This window comes from Pelagerythrobacter marinus (assembly GCF_034375205.1).
Classification (GTDB): domain Bacteria; phylum Pseudomonadota; class Alphaproteobacteria; order Sphingomonadales; family Sphingomonadaceae; genus Pelagerythrobacter; species Pelagerythrobacter marinus.
Window position 1 is genome coordinate 937,312 of the sequence record NZ_CP139719.1, and the last position, 22,657, is coordinate 959,968.

The 22,657-nt window shown below is 70.5% G+C and carries 26 protein-coding genes and 1 tRNA gene; 17 read left to right on the top strand and 10 right to left on the bottom strand.

Features of this window, described 5'->3' with window-relative positions; all coding sequences use genetic code 11:
* Nucleotides 1-16 precede the first annotated feature (16 nt).
* The 5 genes from T8T98_RS04400 to T8T98_RS04420 form a co-directional block, all read right to left on the bottom strand.
* The gene (locus T8T98_RS04400) at nucleotides 17-1,198 is read right to left on the bottom strand and encodes a molybdopterin molybdotransferase MoeA (protein WP_251103939.1); all 1,182 of its coding nucleotides are present in this window, start codon (nucleotides 1,196-1,198) and stop codon (nucleotides 17-19) included.
* Nucleotides 1,195-1,680: a cyclic pyranopterin monophosphate synthase MoaC gene (gene moaC, locus T8T98_RS04405; RefSeq protein ID WP_251103938.1), complete on the bottom strand. Its 486-nt coding sequence runs from the start codon at nucleotides 1,678-1,680 to the stop codon at nucleotides 1,195-1,197. The genes T8T98_RS04400 and moaC overlap by 4 nt, the downstream gene beginning before the upstream one ends.
* Before the next feature lie 225 nt (nucleotides 1,681-1,905).
* Nucleotides 1,906-2,691 carry an indole-3-glycerol phosphate synthase TrpC gene (gene trpC, locus T8T98_RS04410; protein WP_251103937.1) on the bottom strand — a complete coding sequence of 262 codons (786 nt, stop codon included), beginning with the start codon at nucleotides 2,689-2,691 and terminating at the stop codon, nucleotides 1,906-1,908.
* Between the two features lie 164 nt (nucleotides 2,692-2,855).
* Entirely contained in the window at nucleotides 2,856-3,617 is a 762-nt protein-coding gene (locus T8T98_RS04415; protein ID WP_160732334.1) for an SDR family NAD(P)-dependent oxidoreductase, read from the bottom strand.
* A gap of 109 nt (nucleotides 3,618-3,726) precedes the next feature.
* Complete coding sequence (locus tag T8T98_RS04420) at nucleotides 3,727-5,145, bottom strand: sigma-54-dependent transcriptional regulator (protein ID WP_251103936.1); 1,419 nt, start codon at nucleotides 5,143-5,145, stop codon at nucleotides 3,727-3,729.
* A 168-nt stretch (nucleotides 5,146-5,313) separates the two neighbouring features.
* Here T8T98_RS04420 and T8T98_RS04425 point away from each other — a divergent pair, with 168 nt between their 5' ends.
* From T8T98_RS04425 to T8T98_RS04480, 12 genes are all read left to right on the top strand, one after another.
* The gene (locus T8T98_RS04425; protein ID WP_160732336.1) at nucleotides 5,314-5,439 is read left to right on the top strand and encodes an aa3-type cytochrome c oxidase subunit IV; all 126 of its coding nucleotides are present in this window, start codon (nucleotides 5,314-5,316) and stop codon (nucleotides 5,437-5,439) included.
* A gap of 14 nt (nucleotides 5,440-5,453) precedes the next feature.
* A complete protein-coding gene (locus tag T8T98_RS04430; RefSeq protein ID WP_251103935.1) occupies nucleotides 5,454-6,578 on the top strand; it encodes an NAD(P) transhydrogenase subunit alpha in 1,125 nt (374 codons plus the stop codon).
* A gap of 24 nt (nucleotides 6,579-6,602) precedes the next feature.
* Nucleotides 6,603-6,887: an NAD(P) transhydrogenase subunit alpha gene (locus tag T8T98_RS04435; RefSeq protein ID WP_047806364.1), complete on the top strand. Its 285-nt coding sequence runs from the start codon at nucleotides 6,603-6,605 to the stop codon at nucleotides 6,885-6,887.
* Complete coding sequence (locus T8T98_RS04440) at nucleotides 6,887-8,365, top strand: NAD(P)(+) transhydrogenase (Re/Si-specific) subunit beta (RefSeq protein ID WP_251103934.1); 1,479 nt, start codon at nucleotides 6,887-6,889, stop codon at nucleotides 8,363-8,365. The genes T8T98_RS04435 and T8T98_RS04440 overlap by 1 nt, the downstream gene beginning before the upstream one ends.
* Before the next feature lie 85 nt (nucleotides 8,366-8,450).
* Nucleotides 8,451-9,659, top strand: a complete 1,209-nt coding sequence (locus T8T98_RS04445) for a parallel beta-helix domain-containing protein (RefSeq protein WP_251103933.1) — start codon at nucleotides 8,451-8,453, stop codon at nucleotides 9,657-9,659.
* The gene (locus T8T98_RS04450; RefSeq protein ID WP_251103932.1) at nucleotides 9,656-10,705 is read left to right on the top strand and encodes an SO2930 family diheme c-type cytochrome; all 1,050 of its coding nucleotides are present in this window, start codon (nucleotides 9,656-9,658) and stop codon (nucleotides 10,703-10,705) included. Before T8T98_RS04445 ends, T8T98_RS04450 begins: the two co-directional genes overlap by 4 nt.
* 141 nt (nucleotides 10,706-10,846) lie before the next feature.
* Complete coding sequence (locus tag T8T98_RS04455) at nucleotides 10,847-11,542, top strand: aspartate/glutamate racemase family protein (protein WP_251103931.1); 696 nt, start codon at nucleotides 10,847-10,849, stop codon at nucleotides 11,540-11,542.
* A gap of 74 nt (nucleotides 11,543-11,616) precedes the next feature.
* Nucleotides 11,617-12,777, top strand: coding sequence for a deoxyguanosinetriphosphate triphosphohydrolase (locus T8T98_RS04460; RefSeq protein WP_251103930.1), 1,161 nt, complete (start codon nucleotides 11,617-11,619; stop codon nucleotides 12,775-12,777).
* Nucleotides 12,770-13,465 carry an NAD(P)H-binding protein gene (locus T8T98_RS04465; protein WP_251103929.1) on the top strand — a complete coding sequence of 232 codons (696 nt, stop codon included), beginning with the start codon at nucleotides 12,770-12,772 and terminating at the stop codon, nucleotides 13,463-13,465. The genes T8T98_RS04460 and T8T98_RS04465 overlap by 8 nt, the downstream gene beginning before the upstream one ends.
* 12 nt (nucleotides 13,466-13,477) lie before the next feature.
* Nucleotides 13,478-13,927, top strand: coding sequence for an abscisic acid-deficient protein Aba4 family protein (locus T8T98_RS04470; RefSeq protein WP_160732342.1), 450 nt, complete (start codon nucleotides 13,478-13,480; stop codon nucleotides 13,925-13,927).
* Nucleotides 13,924-14,535: a DUF938 domain-containing protein gene (locus tag T8T98_RS04475; protein ID WP_251103928.1), complete on the top strand. Its 612-nt coding sequence runs from the start codon at nucleotides 13,924-13,926 to the stop codon at nucleotides 14,533-14,535. Before T8T98_RS04470 ends, T8T98_RS04475 begins: the two co-directional genes overlap by 4 nt.
* 107 nt (nucleotides 14,536-14,642) lie before the next feature.
* On the top strand, nucleotides 14,643-15,107 hold the full coding sequence (locus tag T8T98_RS04480) for a YbbD family protein (RefSeq protein ID WP_251103927.1): 465 nt from the start codon (nucleotides 14,643-14,645) through the stop codon (nucleotides 15,105-15,107).
* A gap of 220 nt (nucleotides 15,108-15,327) precedes the next feature.
* Here T8T98_RS04480 and T8T98_RS04485 read toward each other — a convergent pair whose 3' ends face one another.
* The gene (locus tag T8T98_RS04485) at nucleotides 15,328-15,456 is read right to left on the bottom strand and encodes an entericidin A/B family lipoprotein (protein ID WP_160732345.1); all 129 of its coding nucleotides are present in this window, start codon (nucleotides 15,454-15,456) and stop codon (nucleotides 15,328-15,330) included.
* 117 nt (nucleotides 15,457-15,573) lie between these two features.
* On the opposite strand from T8T98_RS04485, the gene T8T98_RS04490 reads away from it, so the two are divergent.
* Entirely contained in the window at nucleotides 15,574-15,807 is a 234-nt protein-coding gene (locus T8T98_RS04490) for a hypothetical protein (RefSeq protein ID WP_251103926.1), read from the top strand.
* An 8-nt stretch (nucleotides 15,808-15,815) separates the two neighbouring features.
* On the opposite strand, the gene T8T98_RS04495 is transcribed toward T8T98_RS04490, so the two are convergent.
* Nucleotides 15,816-17,072 carry a hypothetical protein gene (locus tag T8T98_RS04495; RefSeq protein WP_251103925.1) on the bottom strand — a complete coding sequence of 419 codons (1,257 nt, stop codon included), beginning with the start codon at nucleotides 17,070-17,072 and terminating at the stop codon, nucleotides 15,816-15,818.
* 132 nt (nucleotides 17,073-17,204) lie between these two features.
* Between T8T98_RS04495 and queF the strand changes: the two genes are divergently transcribed.
* Nucleotides 17,205-17,663 (top strand): preQ(1) synthase, encoded by a 459-nt coding sequence (gene queF, locus T8T98_RS04500; protein ID WP_251103924.1) that lies wholly within the window; start codon nucleotides 17,205-17,207, stop codon nucleotides 17,661-17,663.
* Complete coding sequence (fumC, locus tag T8T98_RS04505) at nucleotides 17,660-19,042, top strand: class II fumarate hydratase (protein ID WP_251103923.1); 1,383 nt, start codon at nucleotides 17,660-17,662, stop codon at nucleotides 19,040-19,042. Before queF ends, fumC begins: the two co-directional genes overlap by 4 nt.
* Nucleotides 19,043-19,246: 204 nt before the next feature.
* Here the strand turns inward: fumC and T8T98_RS04510 are convergent.
* The 3 genes from T8T98_RS04510 to T8T98_RS04520 all read right to left on the bottom strand — a co-directional run bounded on the left by T8T98_RS04510 (nucleotide 19,247) and on the right by T8T98_RS04520 (nucleotide 21,572).
* A tRNA-Thr gene (locus T8T98_RS04510) sits at nucleotides 19,247-19,322 on the bottom strand.
* 23 nt (nucleotides 19,323-19,345) lie between these two features.
* Complete coding sequence (locus tag T8T98_RS04515) at nucleotides 19,346-20,227, bottom strand: hypothetical protein (RefSeq protein WP_251103922.1); 882 nt, start codon at nucleotides 20,225-20,227, stop codon at nucleotides 19,346-19,348.
* Between the two features lie 25 nt (nucleotides 20,228-20,252).
* Nucleotides 20,253-21,572, bottom strand: a complete 1,320-nt coding sequence (locus T8T98_RS04520; RefSeq protein ID WP_251103921.1) for a replication-associated recombination protein A — start codon at nucleotides 21,570-21,572, stop codon at nucleotides 20,253-20,255.
* Between the two features lie 295 nt (nucleotides 21,573-21,867).
* Here T8T98_RS04520 and T8T98_RS04525 point away from each other — a divergent pair, with 295 nt between their 5' ends.
* Both T8T98_RS04525 and T8T98_RS04530 read left to right on the top strand, forming a co-directional pair.
* Nucleotides 21,868-22,320, top strand: a complete 453-nt coding sequence (locus tag T8T98_RS04525; RefSeq protein ID WP_322295856.1) for a PadR family transcriptional regulator — start codon at nucleotides 21,868-21,870, stop codon at nucleotides 22,318-22,320.
* Nucleotides 22,317-22,637, top strand: coding sequence for a DUF2218 domain-containing protein (locus T8T98_RS04530; RefSeq protein ID WP_160732353.1), 321 nt, complete (start codon nucleotides 22,317-22,319; stop codon nucleotides 22,635-22,637). The genes T8T98_RS04525 and T8T98_RS04530 overlap by 4 nt, the downstream gene beginning before the upstream one ends.
* The last annotated feature ends 20 nt before the right edge of the window (nucleotides 22,638-22,657 follow it).

A 22,657-nucleotide genomic window follows, 5' to 3' on the forward strand; every position in this document is an offset into this window, starting at 1 on the left:
AACCCGGCTTGGCAAGTCAAGCAATTGCGCCGTTTTCGAGGCGATAGACCGGAACATCCGTTCCCGCTTTCGTCGCGGCGCAGTGCGGCGGGCGCCAGATCAGCGCATCGGCGCGGGCGAGCTGGGCGAGCAGGCTGCTGTCGCGCTGGCGGATCGGGTCGGCCCGGCCTTCGCGCAGCACGGCGCGCGTGAACTCCCCCCGCGCGCCGCCAGGCGGCAGGTCCGCCCCCGCGGGCACGGGCACCGCCCGCGGCAGGGGATCGGGCGCGCCGAGCATGGCGCGCAGCGCCGGCAGGGCGAACAGGAACCCGGTCACGAAGGCGGAGACCGGGTTGCCCGGCAGGCCGAGGACGAGGGTGTCTTCGCGCCGGGCGACGAGCAGCGGCTTGCCCGGCCGGATCGCCACGCGCCAGAAGGCGATCCGCGCGCCCCAGGTTTCGAGCGCCGGGCGCACGAGGTCGTGGTCGCCGACCGAGGCGCCCCCGCTGGTCAGGACGAGGTCGCAGTCCGCGCAGGCGGCAAGCGCCGCGCCGAGCGCGCCGGCATCGTCGGCGACCGGCCCGATCCGGCGCACGGTGCAGGGCAGGCCGGCCGCCATCGCCGCGAGCATCGCGCCGTTGCTCGCCGGAACCGAGCCGTCGACCAGCTCGTCACCGCAGTCGAGGATCGCCACGCGCGGCGCGCGGTGGACCGCGACCCGCGCGATCCCGGCCGACAGCGCGAGCGCGACCTGCCGCGCACCTAGCCGGCTGCCGGCGGGCAGCAGCGTGTCGCCCCGCTCGAAGTCGATCCCGCGCCGGCGCACGTTCGCGCCGGCTTCGGGCAGTCCGGCGGCCAGCGAGAGGCGGTCGCCGTCGCGCAGCGCCTCTTCCTGCACCAGAACCCGGTCGGCGCCTGCCGGCATGGCGGCGCCGGTGGAGATCCGCACCGCCTGCCCGGCCGACAGCGTGCCGCCGAACGGCGCGCCGCAGCGGCTTTCGCCGACCAGGGCCCAGGGCCCCGGGCCCGACAGGGCATAGCCGTCCATCGCCGAGAGGTCCGTCGCCGGGCGCGTGGCCGCGGCCGTCAGCGGCGCGGCGAGATGGCGGCCGAGCGCATCGGCGACCGGCAGCGTTTCCGCCGGCAGCGGCCGGACGCTTTCGAGCAGGCTGGCCCAGGCCTCTTCCAGCGGTATTGGCGACGGGGCCGGGCCGCTCATCCCCGCGCCCGGTCGTCGTAGCGCCAGTCGCCGGACTTGCCGCCGGTCTTCTCGATCAGGCGCACGTGTTCGATCGTCATGTCCTTCTGCACCGCCTTGGCCATGTCGTAGATTGTGAGGAGTGCGGTGCAAGCCGCTGTCAACACTTCCATTTCCACGCCGGTTCGCCCGGTCAGCGAGGCCCGGGCGGTGACGTCCAGCCCATCGTCGCGGAACGCGAAGTCGATCGTCACCGCGTCGAGCGCGAGCGGGTGGCACAGCGGGATCAGGTCGCCGGTCTTCTTCGCCGCCATGATCCCGGCGATGCGCGCGGCGGCGAGCACGTCGCCTTTCGGCAGGTCGCCGTCGCGGATCGCGGCGAGCGTTTCCGGGCGCATGGCGATTCGTCCGCGCGCCGTGGCCGAGCGCGCGGTTTCGGCCTTGCCGCCGACATCGACCATGCGGGCCGCGCCACTTGCATCGAGATGGGTCAGCCCGGCCATAGGGGCCCCCGCTTTCCTGTTGGACATGGACCGCGTGTTACACTGTCCTGGAGTAAAAAAGGGGCCGCTGCATCGGCCCCCGCAGCCGCCCCGCCGATGGCGCGCGCGAAGCGGCCGGCGCCGGGGGCGCGGCGGGGCGCGCGGCATGCGACGCGCGGGGGCGAGGAGGGGGCGGGCAGGGCCATCGGCCGCAGGTCTTGCCAGATGCGGCCGGTGTAGGAAAGTTCAGCCTTCGAGCAGGCTGCGCGTCGCGCGTTCGACGTCGTCCTGGCGCATCAGGCTCTCGCCGACCAGGAAGGCGCGCACCCCGGCTGCGGCCAGCCGCCGGCAATCGGCGTGGGTGGCGATCCCGCTTTCCCCCACCAGCAGCGCCCCTTCGGGCGCCCGCGGGGCGAGCCGCTCGGTCGTGGCGAGATCGGTTTCGAAGGTCCGCAGGTCGCGGTTGTTGACCCCGATCAGGCGCGAGCGCAGCCGCGCGGCGCGCTCCATCTCCGCCTCGTCGTGGACTTCGACCAGCACGTCCATCCCGCGTTCGAGCGCGGCCGCCTCGATCTCCGCCATGGCGCCATCGTCCAGCGCGGCGACGATCACCAGGATCGCGTCGGCGCCGATCGCGCGCGCTTCGGCCACTTGCCAGGGATCGACCATGAAATCCTTGCGCAGTACCGGCAGGTCGCAGGCGGCGCGCGCGTCCACCAGGTAATCCTCGTGCCCCTGGAAATGGGGGGCGTCGGTCAGGACCGAAAGGCAGGCCGCGCCCCCGGCCTGGTAGGCCAGGGCATGTTCGGCCGGGCGAAAATCGGGCCGGATCAATCCCTTGGACGGCGATGCTTTCTTGATTTCCGCGACCAGGGCGAAGCCGCGATGCGCCTTTTCGGCCAGGGCGCGGGCGAACCCGCGCGGGGGCGTGCCCGCGGCGGCGGCGCGGTCGAGATCGTCGAACGTGGCGCGCGCCCGGCGGGCGGTCACTTCCTCGCGCTTGACGGCGCAGATCTGGTCGAGCTTGTTCATCGGGTGTGCCTATGGCCTGCCCGCGCGCGCCTGTCGACGGGCAGTTCGTTTTCAACTGAGCTGAAGCGGCACCGGCCCGCACCCCCACCCGGCCACCCAACGACAGGGTATTCTATGGGTGGTCGGGTGGGGGTGCGGGCCGGTGCCGCCCCAAAGAGTTCACGCTAGAGCGAATAGCCGCCGTCGGTCACTAGCACGGCGCCGGTGGTGGAAGCGGCCGCGTCGGACAGGAGGAAGCCGACCTGGCCGGCGATTTCCTCCGCCGCGGCATAGCGGCCGAGCGGGGTCGCCATTTCGGCCATCGCCTTCAGCGCCGCCGCGCGGTCGCCGCCGTGTTCGCGCACGAGATCCTGGAAGAAGGGGGCCTGGTCCCAGATCGGGGTATCGACTCCGCCCGGTGCCACCGCATTGACGCGCAGCCCCTGCGGCGCGCCTTCTTTCGCCGCGACTTTGGCCAGCTGGATCAGCGCCGCTTTCGATGCGCCATAGGCGGCGGTGCCCGGTTCGGCCTTCACCCCGCTGATGGAGGCGGTCACGACCACGCTGCCCGCGCCGGGGATGGCCCGCATCGCCGCGCGCAGGGCGAGGAACGCCCCGTCGAGGTTGACCGCCATGACCCGCCGCCACTCGGCGAAATCGCATTCCGCGATCGGCGCGCCCGAGGCGATCCCGGCGTTGACGACCGCGTGATCGAGCGGGCCCATTCCGTCCAGCCCGTCCCACAGCGCGGGATCGGCGACGTCGCCGACCACGCGCCGGCAGTCGCATGACAGCGCCAGCCGGTCGAGCGCCGCGCGGTCGCGATCGACGAGCACGAGGCGCGCGATCCCCTGCGCGTCGAGCCAGCGGCAGGTCGCCGCGCCAATGCCCGATGCGGCCCCGGTGACGAGGGCGGCCCGGCCGGAAAAGTCGAACGATGCGGTCATGCCGGACGGCTTAGGCGGCCCGGCAGCCGGGCGCCATGCCTTTTCGGGGGCCCGTGCCTTGCGGGAAAGATGCCCTATGGGGCGTGTTCGGGTGCCCGGCGGCGCGCCGTCAGGCGGCGTTGTCGATGCCGAGATCGCTGAGCTTGCGATAGAGGGTCGAGCGGCCGATCCCGAGCCGCCGGGCGACTTCGGTCATGCGGCCGCGATAGTGGCCGATGGCGAGGCGGATCACGTCGGCCTCGATATCCTCCAGCGCGCGCAAGTTGCCGTCGTCGGTATAGAGCATGACGCCGGCCCCCTCGTTGACCGCGGCGGGCGGATCGTCGGGTTCGCCGACCATTTCCACCAGCTGCGGGAAATTCTCTGTCGTCAGCGTTTCGCCGTCGCAATAGACGGCGGCGCGGAACAGCACCGATTGCAGCTGGCGCACGTTGCCCGGCCAGTCGAACGCGGCCAGCAATTGCAGCGCGGCGTCGGAAATCGCGTGGTGGCGCAGGCCCGGCTGTTCGCCGATGCGGGCGAGGAAATGCCGGGTCAGCGCGGGAATGTCGCCCTGCCGTTCGCGCAGCGGGGGCAGGACGATCGTGGTCGCCGAAACCGCTTCCAGCAGGCGTTGTTCGAAATGGCCGGTCGCGACCAGGTCGGCCAGCGGCAGGTTGCTGGCGCTGATCAGGCGCACGTCGACGCGGAAGCCGTGGCGCGCGCCGATCGGGCGGACGATGCCCTGTTCGAGGCACTCGGCCAGCTTGCCCTGGATCGCCGGGTCGAGCCGGTCGATCTCGTCCAGCACCAGCGTGCCCCCGTCGCAATGCTGCAATGCGCCCACCTGGCGCTCGAACGCGCCGGGAAAGGCATTCTGTTCGTGGCCGAACAGGATCGATTCGATCGAACTGGCCGGGACCCCGCCGATGTTGATCGAGCGGATCGGAGCCTTGGCCCGCGGGCTGGCCGCGTGCATCGCGCGGATCAGCATTTCCTTGCCGGTGCCGCTTTCCCCCTCGATCAGCACGTGGCCGTGCCCGCGCGCCGCCTTGGCCGCGCGGGCGAGCGCGGTGCGGAACGATGGCGCGGTGCCGATCATCGCGTCGAAATCGAGCGAGGTCGGCATCTTCTCGGTCAGCGGCTGCAGCTCGTCGCGCGGGGCCTCGTGCCTGGTCGCGCTGCGCAGGGCCTGCATCAGGCGGTCGGGCGCGACCGGCTTGACCAGGTAGTCGGTGGCGCCCGCGCGCATGGCCTCGACCGCCAGCAGCGGGCTGGAACTGGTCGTCAGCATCAGCACGGGCAGGGCGGGGCGGCGGCTCTTCAGCTCCTCGATCAGGCTGCAGGCATCGTCGCCCGGCACCCACTGGTCGAGGATGATCGCGGCCAGCTGCATGCCCTGGCGGGTGCCGAGCGTGGCGATCGCGGTTTCCGAATCGTTCACCACCAGCGTGCGCCACCCTTCGCGCGCGGCGAGCGCGGTGATGAGCCGGCTCTGGGCCGGTTCGTCGTCGATCAGCATCAAGAGGCGCGATTCGCTTTCGGCCATTGGTCCCCAAACCGTCCCGTTGCGGTACAGGTCTTCGCTCTAGGGCGCGGGGGTAAAGGTCCGATTAAGGCTGTTGTGCCGCGTGCCAACGAATGCGCCGCACTTGAAGCCGGGCGCGGCGCGCGATAGACCGCTGCCCGACAGTTCTATCCAGGGGAAACGACATCAATGGCTTCGGGTAACGACATGAAGGCAGCCAACGAGACGTATGGCGGCTTCATCAGCCTTCTCAAGTGGTCGGTGCCGATCGTCGCGGCCATCGTGCTGCTGATCGTCCTCCTGATCGCCAGCTGACCGCCGCCGGCGCCTTGCGGATCGCGGTCCTGAAAGAGCGGGCCCCGGGGGAAACCCGGGTCGCCGCCACGCCCGAAACGGTCAAGAAGTTCCTGGCGCTCGGCGCCGGCGTCGCGGTGGAGGAAGGCGCGGGCGCTGCCGCGTCGATCACCGATGCCGCCTATCGCGAAGCCGGGGCCGACGTCGTGCCCGGCCCGCAGGCGGTGGAGGGGGCGGACATCGTCCTCGGCATCCAGGCGCCCGACGTCATGGCGCTGGCCGGCGCCCGGCCGGGGGCCATGGTCGCCGCGCTGTTCGATCCCTTCGCCCGGGGCGACCGGGTCCAGGCCTATGCCGATGCCGGGTTCGAGGCGCTGTCGATGGAATTCATGCCGCGCATCACGCGCGCGCAGAGCATGGACGTGCTTTCCAGCCAGTCGAACCTTGCCGGCTACAAGGCGGTGCTGGCGGCGGCGAACGTCTATGGCCGCGCCTTCCCGATGATGATGACCGCCGCCGGCACGGTGCAGGCGGCCAAGGTCTTCGTGATGGGCGTGGGCGTCGCCGGGCTGCAGGCGATCGCCACCGCCAAGCGCCTGGGCGCGCAGGTTTCGGCGACCGATGTCCGGTCGGCGACGAAAGAGCAGATCCTCTCGCTCGGCGCCAAGCCGATCTTCGTCGAGAACGTCGCCGGGATCGAGGGCGAGGGATCGGGCGGCTACGCGACCGAGATGAGCGAGGAATACAAGGCCGCGCAGGCCGAGCTGGTTTCGGGCCATATCGCCAAGCAGGATATCGTCATCACGACCGCGCTGATCCCGGGCCGGCCCGCGCCGCGGCTGATCTCGGACGAACAGATCGCCAGCATGAAGCCGGGCAGCGTGATCTTCGATCTGGCGGTGGCCCAGGGGGGCAATGTCGAGGGCGCGGCGGCGGATGACGTGGTGGAGAGGCACGGCGTGAAGATCGTCGGCTATTCGAACACCGCGGGCCATCTTGCTGCCGATGCCTCGGCCCTGTTCGCCCGCAACCACTACAACTTCCTGTCCGCCTTCTGGGACAAGGAAGCGGGCAAGCCCGTGCTCGACGAGGAGATCGGCAATGCCGTGCGCCTGACGCAGGGCGGCAGGATCGTGAACGAGAGGTTGGGCAGCGCGTAATTCCGGCCCGGGGAGGGGCCCTTCATGGACTTCATTTCGATCCTGTCGATCTTCGTGCTGGCGTGTTTCGTCGGCTATTACGTGGTCTGGTCGGTCACGCCCGCGCTGCACACGCCGCTGATGGCGGTGACCAATGCGATCTCCTCGGTGATTATCGTCGGCGCGCTGATCGCTGCGGCGGAAGCCGGCAGCCCGGCGGCCAAGTGGCTCGGGCTGGCGGGCGTGGTGCTCGCCAGCGTCAACATCTTCGGCGGTTTCGCGGTGACCGAGCGGATGCTCGCGATGTACAAGAAGAAGGAGAAGAAGTGATGGGTCGCTTCGTCTCCGTCCTCGCAGTCGCCCTGTTCGCCACCCCGGCCCACGCCGCGACCGGCGACGCGGTGAACCCCTGGGTCGCGCTCGCCTATCTCGTGGCCGGCGTGTTCTTCATCCTCGCGCTGCGCGGCCTGTCGTCACCCGCGACCAGCCGCCGCGGCAATCGCTTCGGCATGGCCGGGATGCTGATCGCGGTGGTGACGACGCTTGTGACGCACGACGTCGCCAATCTCGTCGAGATCACCATTGCCATCGCCATCGGCGGACTGATCGGGTTCCTGATCGCCCGGCGTATCGCGATGACCGCGATGCCCGAACTGGTCGCTGCCTTCCACAGCCTCGTCGGCCTTGCCGCGGTGCTGGTGGGCTGGGCGGCCTATCTCAATCCCGGCGCCTTCGGCCTCCTGACCGCGGACGGCGGGATCGGCGCGGTTTCCAAGGTCGAGATGGGCCTCGGCATCGCGATCGGCGCGATCACCTTCTCCGGCTCGGTCATCGCCTTCGCCAAGCTCTCGGGCCGGATGAGCGGTTCGCCGATCCTCCTGCCCGCGCGCCATGTCATCAACCTCGGCACGCTGGCGGCGATCATCGTGCTCACCGCGCTTTTCGCCATGACCACCGGCCCGGCGGAGACACTGCCGCTGATCGTCGCGCTGACCGTGCTCGCCTTCGTCATCGGCTTCCTGCTGATCATCCCGATCGGCGGGGCGGACATGCCGGTCGTGGTCTCGATGCTGAACTCCTATTCCGGCTGGGCGGCGGCGGCGATGGGCTTCACGCTCGGCAACACGGCGATGATCATCACCGGCGCGCTGGTCGGCTCGTCGGGCGCGATCCTCAGCTACATCATGTGCCGCGCGATGAACCGCAGCTTCCTCTCGGTCATCGCCGGCGGTTTCGGCGCGGACGATGCCGCCGCGGGGGGCGAGGCGAAGGAGCAGCGCCCCTACAAGCAGGGCAGCGCCGACGACGCGGCCTTCATGCTCGAACAGGCGGACAAGGTCATCATCATCCCCGGCTACGGCATGGCGGTGGCCCAGGCCCAGCACGCGCTGCGCGAGATGACCGACATCCTGGAGGAAAAGGGTGTCGAGGTGAAATTCGCCATCCACCCGGTCGCCGGCCGCATGCCCGGGCACATGAACGTGCTGCTGGCCGAGGCGAGCGTGGATTACGACAAGGTCTTCGAGCTGGAAGACATCAATTCGGAGTTCGCCCAGGCCGACGTCGCCTTCATCATCGGCGCGAACGACGTGGTCAACCCGGCGGCCAAGACCGACAAGTCGTCGCCCATCTACGGCATGCCCGTGTTCGATGTGGACAAGGCCAAGCAGGTCTTCTTCATCAAGCGCTCGATGGGCGGCGTCGGTTATGCCGGGGTCGATAACGACGTCTTCTACATGGACCAGACGATGATGTTGCTGTCCGATGCGAAGAAGATGGTCGAGGAGATCGTGAAAGCGCTCGACTGAGGGCGACCGGCCGCAAGCGCGCGGGGCCGCCGCGCGCTTGCAATCCTCCCCCCGCGCGGCACAATGCGTTGCAGGGGAGAGAGACATGATCCGATTTTCGATTGCCGCCGCCGCGCTGGCATCCGCCGCGGTGCCCGCCTGGGCCGAGACCATCACCGTCGCGCCGGGCGAAGGCGCGCAGGAGCGGCTGCAGGAAGCGCTGATCCTGGCCGAGCCGGGGGACGAGATCGTGCTCGCCGCCGGTCGCTTCGCGCTGACCGACGGCCTCTCGCTCGATGTCGACAACGTCACCTTGCGCGGCGCGGGGATGGAAGCGAGCGTGCTCGACTTCAGCGGGCAGCAGGGATCGGGCGAGGGCCTGCTCGTCACGTCCGACGGGGTGACCCTGCGCGATTTCGCGGTCGAGAACCCGAAAGGCGACGGGATCAAGTCCAAGGGCGCCGACGATATCGTCTATCACGCGATCCGGGTGACATGGACCGCAGGGCCCAGGGCCAGCAACGGCGCCTATGGCATCTACCCGGTCGAAAGCACCAATATCCTGGTCGACGGCAGCGAGGTTTCCGGCGCGTCGGACGCGGGCATCTACGTCGGGCAGTCGAGCCGGATCACCGTGCGCAACTCGGTCGCGACCGACAATGTTGCGGGGATCGAGATAGAGAACAGCCGCAACGCCATCGTCGAACGCAATTTCGTCAGCCGCAATACCGGCGGCATCCTGGTGTTCGACCTGCCCGATCTGCCGGTGATGGGCGGGGGCAACGTGCTGGTGCGCCACAATCTCGTCGCGTCGAACACGACCGCCAATTTCGCGCCGGAAGGCAATATTGTCGCCAGCGTCCCGCGCGGCACCGGGATCATGGTGATGGCGAACGAGAACGTGTGGGTCGGCCAGAACCTTCTCTACGACAACCCGACCGCGCCGATCATGGTCATCGCCTATCCGATGGCCTTCGACGACCCGGACTACAACCCTTACCCGCGCGACGTCACGATCGATCGGAACATGGTCGACGAAGGCGGCACCGATCCGCAGATCGAAGGGGCCGAAAGCCTGCTCGCCGCCTTCGGCGGGGCGCTGCCCCCGGTGATGTGGGACGGCCTCTCCGCAGGCGAGGAGCGGGCGACGCTGTGGGTCCATCCCGACCTGCCCGGCTGGTCGCTCAATCTTCCCGCGCAGGGCGAAGGCATGGCCGGGGCCCGGCCCGGGCCGCTGGAGGCTCCCGAGCCGGGGCCGGCGATCTCGACCGAGAACTGGGGCGCGGGCGCCGAGCTGGAGGCGCGGATCCGGTGATCCGGCCCGCGCATGTCCTGGCCGCCGGCGCGCTCGCGCTGGCCGCTGCCGTGGCATTTCATCCGGGCGCAGGGCCGGCCGCCGCCGCCGCGGCCGAGCCCCCGCGGGTGAACGATGCCGCCGTGCAGCAGGGCATTCCGCGCACGCTCGCCGCCTTCGGCTTCTTCGCCGATGCGCCGGGGCAGGTGCCCGCCGCGCGGGTCGTCCCCTACCGGCTCAACACCCCGCTCTATTCCGACGGGGCGGAGAAGCTGCGGTTCCTCTACCTGCCCGAAGGCACGCGCCTCGCCGCCGCGGGCGACGGCCTGCCCGAGATCCCGGTCGGGGCCGCGCTGATCAAGACTTTCGCCTTCGGCGAGGGGGCCGGGCGGCGGCTGATCGAAACGCGCGTCCTGCTCCACCGCGCGGACGGCTGGCTGGCCTTGCCCTACTTGTGGAACGAGGCGCAGACCGAGGCCCGCCTCGCGCTGGCCGGGGCGCGGATCGACCTCGTAACCCCGCGGGGGGAGGCGATCAGCTACCGCGTCCCGAACAAGAACCAGTGCAAGGAATGCCACGGCCTCGACGGCGCGGTCGTCCCGATCGGGCCGAAGGCGCGCAACCTGGCGCAGGAATGGCTGGCCGCGATCGCCGCGCGGGGCATGATCGACCGCGTGCCGGACGGGGCCGACGCGCTGCCGCGCTGGGAAGGGGCGGCCGATGCCACGGGCGGGGCGCAGGTCACGCTCGCGGCGCGCGCTTATCTCGACGTCAACTGCGCCCATTGCCACCGGCCGGGGGCGATGGCCTCCAACTCGGGGCTGGACCTGCGCTGGGAGCAGCGCGATCCGCGCGCGCTGGGCGTGATGAAGCGGCCGGTCGCCGCCGGGCGCGGTTCGGCCGGGCTTCTGTTCGCCGTCGTGCCGGGGAAGCCGCGCGAATCGATCCTGCTGCACCGCATGGCGAGCGCCGAACCGGGCGTGGCCATGCCCGAACTGGGCAAGGCGACGGTCGATCCCGAGGGGGTGCGCGCGGTCGAACGCTGGATTGCCGCGATGGAGCCGTGATCGGCCCGTGATCGGCCCGTGATTTCGGATCGCGCCCCGTGGCCCCGCGCGGCGGTGGGGATGGCGTCCGCCCCCGGCTGGACGCGCAGGCGGCGGTTTCGCTAAGGCAGCCCCCTCTTGCAGATCGGGGAAGGACGAACTTTGCGCAAGCTGGGGCTTATCGGCGGGATGAGCTGGGTCTCGACCCGGATCTATTACGAGTGGATCAACCGCCTGGTGCAGCGCCGCACGCAGCCGATGGCGAGCGCGCCCCTGCTGATCGAGAGCCTCGACTTTGCCCAGCTCTACGGCCTGCACGAAGCCGACGACTGGGCCCGCGCGGCGCAGGTCCTGGGGGAATCGGCCCGCCGGCTGGAAGCGGCCGGCGCCGGGGCGATCGTGATCGCGGCCAATTCGATGCACAAGGTCTACGACGACGTGGCCGCGCAAGTCGACGTGCCGATCCTGCATATCGCCGAATGCGTCGGCCGGCGGATGAAGGCCGACGGGGTGGACAGCGCCGCCCTGTTCGGCACGCGCAACGTGATGACCGAGAATTTCTACCGCCGGCGGCTCGTCGCCCACGGGGTGGACCTCCTGCCGCCCGACATGAACAACGTCGAGGCGCTCGACCGGATCATCTACCAGGAACTGATGCTGGGCCGCCCGACGCGCGATTCGCAGCGCGCGCTGAAGACGATGATCACGCGCAAGGAACAGGACGGCGCGCAGGCGATCGTGCTCGCCTGTACCGAGCTGGAGATGATCGTCGATGTCGATGCCAACGTCCTGCCGATCTTCGATTCGGCGCGCATCCATTGCGAGGCGGCGGTGGACTGGATCGTCGACGGGGCCTGATCGCGCGCCGGCCCGCCGGTGTTGCCCGATTGTTCCGGTTGTCGCGGAGACGGGGCTGACCTAGTCGCCCGGGCATGGATCGCTCGCCCCTTGCCGCCGACCCCGCACGATCGCGCGGCCGCGAATTTCCCGAAGACCGGGCCGGGGCCCGCGGGCCGCGCAGCGAGTTCCAGCGCGACCGCGACCGGATCATCCATTCGATCGCCTTCAGGCGCCTGCGTTCGAAGACCCAGGTCTTCATCGCGCCCGACGGCGACCATTACCGCACCCGCCTGACCCACAGCCTGGAGGTCGCACAGATCGGCCGGGTCATCGCCCGCGCGCTGGGCCTCGACGAGGACCTGACCGAGGCGCTGTGCCTTGCCCACGACATCGGCCACCCGCCGTTCGGCCACGCGGGGGAGGATGCCCTGCAGCAGGCGACCGCCGATGCCGGGGGGTTCGACCACAATGCCCAGGGCCTGCGCGTCCTGATGCGGCTGGAAAGCCCCTATTGCGATCACCCGGGCCTGAACCTGACCTGGGAACTGCTCGAAGGGCTGGCCAAGCACAACGGCCCGGTCGAAGACCCGGGCTGGGCCCTGGCCGGGCTGGACGGCGATTTCCCCCTCGCGCTGGGCGAGCATTCCTCGCTCGAGGCGCAAGTCGCGGCGGTGGCCGACGATATCGCCTACGACAACCACGACATCGACGACGGCCTGCGCGCGGGCTTCCTCTCGCTCGACGACCTGCTGACGCTGGATTTCGTCGCAGACCAGTGGCGCGAGGTCGAAAAACGCTTCCCCCGCGCGCCCCGCGAACGCCAGTTGCGCGAACTGGTGAGGGTGCAGATCGGTCTGATGGTCAACGATGTTATCGCCCAGGCGCGGCGCGCGACGGCGCCGCTCGCCTCGGCCGGAGACGTGCGCGCGGCGGGGCGCGCGCTGGCGACGTTCTCCCCCGCGATGGCCGCGCGCGAGCGGCGGCTGAAGAAGTTCATGTACGACCGGCTCTATTACCACCGCGAACAGATCGCCACGGCGGAGCGGGCGCGCGATGTCGTCGCCGCGCTCTACCGCGCCTATGCCACGGACGAGACGCTCCTGCCCGCCGACTGGCGCCGCTCGCTGCCGGCGGAGCAACCGGAAAGGGCGCGCCACATCACCGACTTCATCGCCGGGATGACCGACCGGTTCGCGATCGACCAGTACGCGCGCATCCACGGCCGGCGGCCGGAAGGGCTGAGCAATGTCTGACCCGCTGCGGATCGCGCTGGTCGGCGCCACCGGGCTGGTCGGCCGCGAGGCGATCGCGCTGTCGGTCGGGCGCGAGGACGTTCGCCTGACCGGGCTGGCACGGCGCGAGGTGCCGCTTCCGCGCGGGGCGCGGATGGAGATGTTCGTGGCCGAGCCGGGCCGCTGGGGCGAAGTGCTGGAGGCGGTCCGCCCGTCGGCGCTGATCTGCGCGCTCGGGACCACGTGGCGCAAGGCGGGCCAGGACGAGGACGCCTTTCGCGCGGTGGACCGCGATCTCGTGCTCGAGACCGCCCGCGCGGCGCGCGAGCACGGGGTCGAGCGGATGGTCGCGATCAGCTCCGCCGGGGCCTCGCTGGCGGCCAGGGCGTTCTACCTGCGGGTGAAGGCGGAGATGGAGCGCGACCTTGCCAAGGTCGGCTTCCGTCGCCTCGACCTCCTGCGCCCGGGCCTGCTGCGCGGCGCGCGCGACGGCGACCGGCGGCGGGCCGAACGGATCGGCATCGCGCTGAGCCCGGTGACCGACCTGATGCTGCACGGCAGCTGGCGCGGCTATCGCTCGATCCCCGCGCGCACGGTGGCCGAGGCCGCGCTGGCCCTCGCCATGCGGCGCGCCGGCGGCCGGTTCCGGCACGACAACGACGCGATTCGCCGGGCCGCCCGCGAATTGCCGCAACCCCTGCCGGCCTGAGGAGAAGGCACGATGTGGACCGCCCTGTTCGCCGCCGCCAACCTGCTGGCCCTCGCGGGCTGGATCCTGCTGATCTTCCTCCCGCGCCGCCCGGTCGCGCTGGCGGCGGTTCTCTACCTCGGCACCGGGCTGCTCTCGGCGGTCTATGCCGTGCTGCTCGTCCTGCTGGCGACCGGGCTCGCCGGGGGCGGGCCGGACCTCGCCGCGCTGGACGGATGGTCGCTGCAATCGATCCGGGCGCTCTTCGCCTCCGACGCGGCGCTGGTCCTCGGCTGGATACACTACCTCGCCTTCGACCTCTTCGTCGGCCTGTGGATCGCGCGCGATGCCGATGCGAAGCGCTTCTCGCGCCTGGCGCAGGCGCCGGTCCTGGCGGCGACGTTCCTCGCCGGGCCGCTCGGCCTGTTCGCCTGGCTCGCGATTCGCGAGCGGCGGGCGCGGGCCTCGGGGCGCTGGCAATGAAACGCCATGCCCCGGCCGCCGCGCGCAACAGCGGGCCGATCGCGGACGTGCTGGCGCAGGAACTGCCCGAAAGCGGAACGGTGCTGGAGATCGCCAGCGGCTCGGGCGAACACGCGCTGTTCTTCGCCGAGCGGTTCCCCGGCCTGGCATGGCAGCCGAGCGATCCCGACCCCGATGCGCTCGCCTCGATCGCCGCCTGGCGGGACGAGCAAGGCCCCGCGAACCTGCGCCCGCCGCTGCCCCTCGACGCGCGCAAGCCCGATGCCTGGCCGGTGACCCGCGCCGACGCACTGCTGTGCATCAACATGGTCCACATCAGCGAATGGGAAGCGACGGTTGGGCTGTTCAGGGGATGCGCGAAATTCCTGGCCGAGCAAGCGCCAGTCATTCTCTACGGCCCGTACTTGGAGGCTGATGTCGAGACTGCGCCATCCAACCTGGCGTTCGACCGCTCCCTGAAAGACCGCAATCCTGCTTGGGGCCTCCGCAAGGTCGCTGACGTCGATAGCGTGGCTGCCGAGTTCGATTATGAGCGGGCTAATCGTTACGAGATGCCGGCGAACAATCTCACGCTCGTCTACAGAAGGAACTCAGCCAACGGCCTTTGAGCCAGATTTTGCACGGAATGACGTCGTTGCACATTCTTCCGCCTAAAACCTGCCAGTCCGCTAGCGACCCGATTGCGGACACTTGTATGGGCCGCCATGCTTCCCGAATGAAGTATATTGCAGCCGTGGTCTCAATACTGGCGCTCAGCGCGTGTAGCGAACAGATCGAGGAAAGCTATCCAACTTGGGCTGAAGCGCAGAGGGCAGGCACCATCGAAAGGGGTTGGGTCCCGTCTTTCGTGCCGACGAGCGCCCGAAACATCAGCGATAGCCACAACCTTGATAGGAACACTCAGACGCTGAGATTCGCGGTTCCGCCATCAGATGTATCTGCAATTGTCGGTAAATTTGCGCATATCTCAACGGATGATCAAGGTGCTGCCGATAACTTAGCCCGAGAATTAGGCATTCTGGGCGAGCCTGAGGCCTTCATTGTATGTTCGAACATACAAGATGGAGTTTTGATTGTCGATCGCGAGGCCGGGCAAGCGGTCTATGATACTACTATCAGATGGACAGATGACGACTGCCGCCGAAGGGTGACGCATGAGGAGCAAACGTCAGCGCGCTAGACCCGCCCATGGGCGTTGCGATGGCCAAGTTCACACCGTTTCCAGCATATAGCGCGAGTCTCCACGCGAATGTCGTGGATGGCGATTACATCGACGACCGGGGTGAAAACCTTCGAATCGAATTAGCGGACGAGGTTGCCTACCGCGGGGGCTGATTTCCCCTGCAATCAGGCCGGAGGGCGCGCGACCGGCACCCGGGGCGCCGGTCGCGCAAGGTGGATCAGATCGCGTCGTCGCCGGCTTCGCCGACCGATTCGATGTCCTGCCCCACGCCCTTGACGGTGTTGCAGGCGGTCGCGGCCAGCGACATCGTGGCGATGCCGAACGCGATCAGTATCTTGCGGGCCATTTGCGGTTCCTTTCGGGTATCGGTTGGATTGCCGATAGAAACGGCCCCGCGCAGGCGCCGTTCCGCGTTCGTCGCTGCGATTGCACGGCCCGGCCGCCCGTCCCATATGGCGCCGCGATGAGCGAGCTGCACAGATTCCTGACATTCGCCAGCGAGGCCGAGATCGTCGGCCTATGGGGGCTGGGCTTCATCATGCTGGCGCTGGTCGCGACGCTGGCCGAAGTGCGGCGGCAGAAGCGCGCGCGGATCGACGGCGTCGGCTGGGTGCCCTGGCGCCCGATCTTCCTCGCCGCCGCGATCATGGGCGGCGGGCTGATCCTGCTGGCGGTGAAGGGCTTGCTGGCCGGCTAGGCCGGGGGTCAGGACCGCCCGTCGAGCGGGCGAATGCCGATGGCCTGATAGACTTGCGGCATTTCATCGAGCCGGAAGGGACGCAGCCGGCCGCCCGGGCGGTCGGGAAGCTGGCCGACGAGGTAGGTTCGGGCGAGCGGGGCCTTGCCCGGGGCGGCGACCCGCAGACGCAGCAGCGGCACGTAGACCGCGGCGCTGCCCTGCCGGATAACGCGCACCTGTTGCAGCGGCAGGCGCACTTCGCCCTCGATCGCCGCCGGCTCGCCGGGCGCGAGGGTGGCGAGGGTGCCGAACGGCGCGAGCGGGGTGGCCGGTTCGGCCAGCTGCTCGCCGATCGGGGCCGCGCCGTGCGCGGTGACGAGATCCGCCTCGACCGCGACGTCGTGCCAGGCCTCTCCCCCGTCGAGCTGGAGCGTGACGCGGCAGGCGAAGCTGGCGTTCATCACGCTGCGGCTGAACCGCAGAGGCTGGACCGCGAGGGTCGGGGCCGCCGGGGCGCTGGCGCGCGCGGCGGGGGCGGCCGGCGCGGCGCGAGCCGGGGGCGCAGGCTGCGCCGGGGCGGCGCCGGGCCGCGAAGGGTCGGGGATGCGCGCAGGCGGCGCGGGATCGGGCACGCGTGCCACCGGCGGTTCGATGGCCGGAGCCTGCGCCTCGGCCTGGCGACGGCGGCGCCAGGCGAGCAGCCCGGCGGTGAGGGCGAGCGCGGCGACGACCGCCGCGAGCCAGGTCGCCCAGGCGCTGTCCTGCGCGGGGGGCGAGGCGGGTGCGCTTGCCGGCGGGGCCGGGGTGGCGGCCGCATCGGCGGGCGGTTCGTCCGGTTGCGCGGGAAATTCCGCTGCTGCCGGCGTCGCCGCGGGTGCTTCGGCGGATGTCGGCGACGGGTTCGCCGGGCCGGCGGGCGCTGGTGCGGCGCGCGGGGCGGGGCGGGGCGTTTCCTGCTGCGGCCCCTGCGGCGGTGCGGGCGCGGGGGAGGGCGCGGCCTCCCGCGGGGCGTCCGGGCCCGGCGCGGCGGTGGGGCGCGGGGTGGGCGACGGGGCCGCGGTGGGGCGCGGGGTGGGCGACGGGGCCGCGGTGGGCGGCGCGGTCGGGATCACCCGCGGGGTCGTGGGAAAAGGGGCCTCGGGATCGACCGGGCCCTGGACCTCGGGCGTGGGCGTCGCTTCCGGGTCGGGCGGCAGGCGGAAATCGCGCACCGAGCCCGATTGCGCGAGCGCGGGGGCGGCGAGGGCCAGGAACAGGGCCGGAAGCGAGTGGCGAACGTGCATGGATCCCGATGCTGGCTGGCAATGCATGGCAAGAAGGCGTGGCGAAAGGGCCGGGGCGCTGAATAGGCTCTGAACTGCGAAGCGCAATCCCGCGGGTTGTGCGCGGGCGGCGATGAAGGCACATGCGCAAGGATGAACGATACACCCGGCACCCTGCACCTGGGGCAGGCGAGCACGCTGCCGCCCTCTCCCGAAGCGGCGCAGCTCGACTACGTTCCCAACCCGCGCAGCGAGGCGCTGTACCTGGTGCGCTTCGCCGCGCCCGAGTTCACCTCGCTCTGCCCGGTCACGGGGCAGCCCGATTTCGCGCATCTCGTGATCGATTATGCCCCGGGCAAGACGATCGTCGAATCGAAGAGCCTGAAGCTCTATCTCGGCAGTTTCCGCAATCACTGCGGTTTCCACGAGGACGTGACGGTCGGCATCGGGCAGCGGCTGGCGGCGGAAATGAAGCCGAAGTGGCTGCGAATCGGCGGGTACTGGTATCCGCGCGGGGGCATCCCGATCGACGTCTTCTGGCAAAGCGGCCCCCCGCCGGAGGCACTGTGGGTGCCCGACCAGGGGGTCGCGTCCTACCGGGGGCGGGGATGAACGCGACGCGGACCGAGACCGACACGATGGGCGCGGTCGAAGTCCCGGCCGATCGCCTGTGGGGCGCGCAGACGCAGCGCAGCCTGGCCAATTTCCGGATCGGCGGCGAACGCCTGCCCCAGCCGCTGATCCGCGCGCTGGGCGTGATCAAGCGCGCGGCGGCAGAGGCCAACCGCGATCTCGGCGTGCTCGACCCGGAAATTGCCGGGGCGATCGCGAATGCCGCGCAGGAAGTGATCGACGGCAAGCTCGACGATCATTTCCCGCTGGTCGTGTGGCAGACCGGGTCGGGCACCCAGTCGAACATGAACGCGAACGAGGTGATCGCGAACCGCGCGATCCAGATGCTGGGCGGCGAACCGGGGTCGAAGAGCCCGGTCCACCCCAACGATCACGTCAACCGCAGCCAGTCGTCGAACGACACCTTTCCCAGCGCGATCAACGTCGCGGTCGCCGGGGAGGTCTGCGGCGCGCTGCTGCCCGCGCTGCGCCGGATGCACGGCGTGCTGGAGGACAAGGCGCGCGAATGGGCCGATATCGTCAAGATCGGGCGCACGCATACGCAGGACGCGACCCCGCTGACGCTGGGGCAGGAGTTTTCCGGCTACGCCGCGCAAGTCGGCGCGGGGATCGAGCGGATCGAGCTGGCGCTGCCGGGGCTCTATCGCCTGGCGCAGGGGGGAACGGCGGTCGGCACCGGCCTCAACGCGCCCGATGGCTTTGCCGGGAAAGTGGCCGAACGCGTGGCCGCGATCACCGGGCTGCCGTTCGGTCCGGCGCCCAACACCTTCGCCGCGCTCGCCGCGCAGGACGAGCTGGTCTTCGCCCACGGCGCGCTCAACGCGCTGGCGGCGGCGCTTTACAAGATCGCCAACGACATCCGCTTCCTCGGCTCCGGCCCGCGCGCGGGGCTGGGCGAACTGGCCCTGCCGGCGAACGAGCCGGGAAGCTCGATCATGCCGGGCAAGGTCAACCCGACGCAGTGCGAGGCGCTGACCCAGGTCTGCATCGAGGTGTTCGGCAACAATGCCGCGCTGACGTTTGCCGGCAGCCAGGGCCAGTTCGAGCTGAATACCTATCGCCCGATGATGGGGTGGAACGCGCTGCGATCGGCCAGGCTGCTGGCCGACGCGGCCGGGAGCTTTACCGCGAACCTGCTCGAAGGGCTGGAGCCGCGGCGCGAGAACATCGCGCGCGGGGTGGAAAGCTCGCTGATGCTGGTGACCGCGCTGGCGCCGGCGATCGGTTACGACAAGGCCGCGGCGATCGCCAAGGCCGCGCACGCCGAAGGCCTGACCCTGCGCGAGGCCGCGGCGCGCAGCGGCCATGTATCGGGCGAAGACTTCGACCGCCTCGTCCGCCCCGAAGACATGGTCTGACCCCCGCGCTGAACCGGCACGAGCCCGCGCTCAAGTAGCGCGAAGCGCGGTAGCGCAGAGATCCCGCGCTCAAGTAGCGCGAAGCGCGGTAGCGCAGAGATCCCGCGCTCAAGTAGCGCGAAGCGCGGTAGCGCAGAGATCCCGCGCTCAAGTAGCGCGAAGCGCGGTAGCGCAACAAAGGAATCCATTTTCGCTCCGCGAAAATGGTGCCGGCTGCAGGATTCGAACCCGCGGCCCCCTGATTACAAATCAGGTGCTCTACCAACTGAGCTAAGCCGGCCCGCGCGAGGTCCGCCCTTTGCGTCAAAGCGCGCCGAAGGTCCAGCCCTCCGTGCGCGCGAGGGCGGGGGTGAGGGCGCGCGGGCGCCAGCGTTCGGGATCGCCGGCCACCTTGCGCAGCCAGGCGGCGGCGAGCAGGGCGTCGCTGGCGTGATCGTCGATCGCGCCGGTCCCGCGCGGGGCGGGGGAGCCGAGCGCGCCCAGCGCCTCGCCCAGCGCGGCATGGCTGCGCATCTTTGCACGGGCCGCGCTGCGCCCTGCCTCGAGCGCGGCGAGCGAGGTGTAGATTTCGACCACGACCGAACCCGTCGGCGGCAGCGGATCGATCGGCCAGACGGGCAGCGCGGGGCCGAGCCGGTGCAGCAGGCGCATTCCCGTCAGGCTCGCCTTGCCGACCTGGGCCGCGCCGACCAGATTGAAGTTGGAGTAAGGTTTACATCCCATCGCCGCCTGCGCGCTCTCGGTCACGCGGAACCGCCCTTTCCCATGGGTCGCGCCGTCGCAGCGAAACCGCGCCCCCTCGCGCCCGCCATGGCGGCGGAAATAGGGGGCGAAGGCCGGGTGATCGACGAATGACCCCGCGCCCAGGTGCGGGTCGCGCGCGCTCACCCGGTCCACCAGGGCCCAGAGCGCGCGGGCATCGGCAGGGCTTTCGGCGAGCCCGGGAAAGAAGGCCCCGCAGTCGGCGAAGGGGAGCGAGATTCCGAGGTCCAGGCCGACCAGGGTATCGGCAGGCAGCCCCTCGGCGAGGAAAGCCAGCACTTCGGGCCGCGACCAGCGCCGGCCGCGATCGACCAGCACCGGCGCGCCGCGCTGCGCGTCGGCGAGCGCGAGCGCGATCCCCGCGTGCCGCTCGCCCGCCGCGCCCGACCAGTCGATGGCGAGGAAATGGCGGAACCGGCTCATCGCCGCCCGGCCATGTGCGCCGGCCTCACCCGCGCAGCTCGCGCCGGCGCTTTTCCCAGTATTCGAGCCGCTTGCGCACCTCGCGCTCGAAACCGCGCTCGACCGGCTGGTAATAGGATTGCGGCTCCATCTCTTCGGGCCAGTAATCGGCCCCGGAAAACCCGCCCTCGGCATCGTGGTCGTAGGCATAGTCCTTGCCGTAGCCGATGTCTTTCATCAGGCGGGTCGGCGCGTTGAGGATCGACGGCGGGGGCATCAGGCTGCCGGTTTCCCTCGCGCTGCGCCAGGCGGCCTTCTGCGCCTTGTAGGCGGCGTTCGATTTGGGCGCGGCCGCGCAGTAGAGACAGGCCTGCACGATCGCCAGCTCGCCTTCCGGGCTGCCGAGGAACTCGTAGGCATCCTTGGCCGCGAGGCACTGCGCCAGGGCCTGGGGATCGGCCAACCCGATGTCTTCCACCGCCGCGCGAACGAGGCGGCGCAGGACGAACAGCGGGTCTTCCCCCGCGACCAGCATCCGCGCGAGGTAATAGAGCGCGGCCTGCGGGTCGGAGCCGCGCAGGCTCTTGTGCCAGGCGGAAATGAGATTGTAGTGGCCCTCGCGGTCCTTGTCGTAAACGGCCACGCGCCGTTGCAGGAAGCTGCCGAGCTCGCCCGGACCCAGCGGTTCCTCGATCGCCGCGGAATAGAGCGTTTCGGCCTGGTTCAGCAGGAAGCGGCCGTCGCCGTCGGCGCTGGCGACCAGCGCCGCGCGCGCCTCCGCGGTCAGCGGCAACGGGCCTTCGATCGCCTCCGCCTTGTCCAGCAGCCGGCCGAGCGCCCCGGCATCGAGGCGGTGCAGGATCAGCACTTGCGCGCGGCTGAGCAGCGCGGCGTTGAGTTCGAAGCTGGGGTTTTCCGTGGTCGCGCCGACCAGCGTTACCGTGCCGCGCTCGACGAAGGGCAGGAAGCCGTCCTGCTGCGCGCGGTTGAAGCGATGGATCTCGTCCACGAAGAGCAGGGTGCGCTGGCCGGCCCCGGCCGCCTTGTCCGCCTCGGCAAAGGCTTTCTTGAGGTCGGCCACGCCGGAGAAGACCGCGCTGATCGCGACGAAGCGCATGCCCACGGCATCGGCCAGCAGGCGCGCGATGCTCGTCTTGCCGGTGCCGGGCGGGCCCCACAGGATCATGCTCGACAGCTTGCCCGCCGCGACCATGCGCCCGATCGCGCCCTCGGCCCCGGTCAGGTGTTCCTGGCCCACGACCTCGTCGAGCGCGCGCGGACGCAAACGGTCGGCGAGCGGCGCGTCGGCGCGCGGCGCGTCTGGCGGGGCCTGTTCGGGGAGGGTGTCGGGAAAGAGATCGGCCATGCGCCACGCTAGATAGGGGCACCGCCGGCGCAGCGCGAGGGCTCTTGCATTTCGATAGTCTTAAGATATATCGTAATACGACGCAAGACAAGGATATTGCTCCATGCACAGCGATTGTCATCATCACCGTCACCGCCGCGATCCGGGCGCTCGCCGCCGGGCGTGGAAGGCGAGCTTCGGGCCCGGAGGGCCTTTCGGTGCGGGGGGACCTTTCGGCCCGAAAGGCCCCTTCGGCCCCGGGGGTCCTTTCGGTGCTGGCGGGCCCTTCGGCGGGCGGGGGCAGCGGCGCGGCCGGATGTTCCGCCACGGCGAGCTGCGTCTCGCGCTGCTCAGCCTCCTCGCCGACCGGCCGCGGCATGGGTACGAGCTGATCAAGGCGATCGAGGAGCGGACCGGGGGCGCCTACGCGCCGAGCCCCGGCGCGGTCTATCCCACGCTGCAACTGCTGGCGGACGAGGGCCTGATCGCCGAGCAGGACGATCCCGGCCCGCGCAAGGCCTTCCGCACCACCGAGGCCGGCCGGGCCGAACTGTCGGAACGGGCCGAGGAGGTCGAGGCCCTGTTCGCCCGGCTGGGCCGGCACGGCGAAAGCGGTGAAGGCGGGCGGTCGCCCCACCTCTGGCGCGCGATGGGCAATCTCGCCAATGTGCTGCGCCACCGCGCGAGCGCCGGCAAGCTTGACCAGGCGGCGATCGACTCCATTGTCGACATGATCGACGACATGGCCAGGAGGATCGAACGCCTATGACAACCCGCAGCAGCGCCAGCGTGCCGACAGCCAGCGGATCCCGCTATCTCCAGCAGCTTTGCAAGCATTGGGCGCACAACATGACGGTCGAATACGACGCGGCTCAGGGGCGGGTGACTTTCCCGGCCGAGGGCCGCAGCGGCAACTGGGCGGGGGAGGCCGTCCTGACGATGACCGCGCGGGCCGAAGCGCTCGACTGCACGATCGCGGCGAGCGAACCCGGCCAGCTGGAAGCGCTCAAGGGCGTCGTCGCGCGCCATCTCGACCGCTTCGCCTTCCGCGAGGCGCCGCTGGCCTTCGACTGGCGCGACGGCTGACCCGCTGGCGGGCCGGCCGC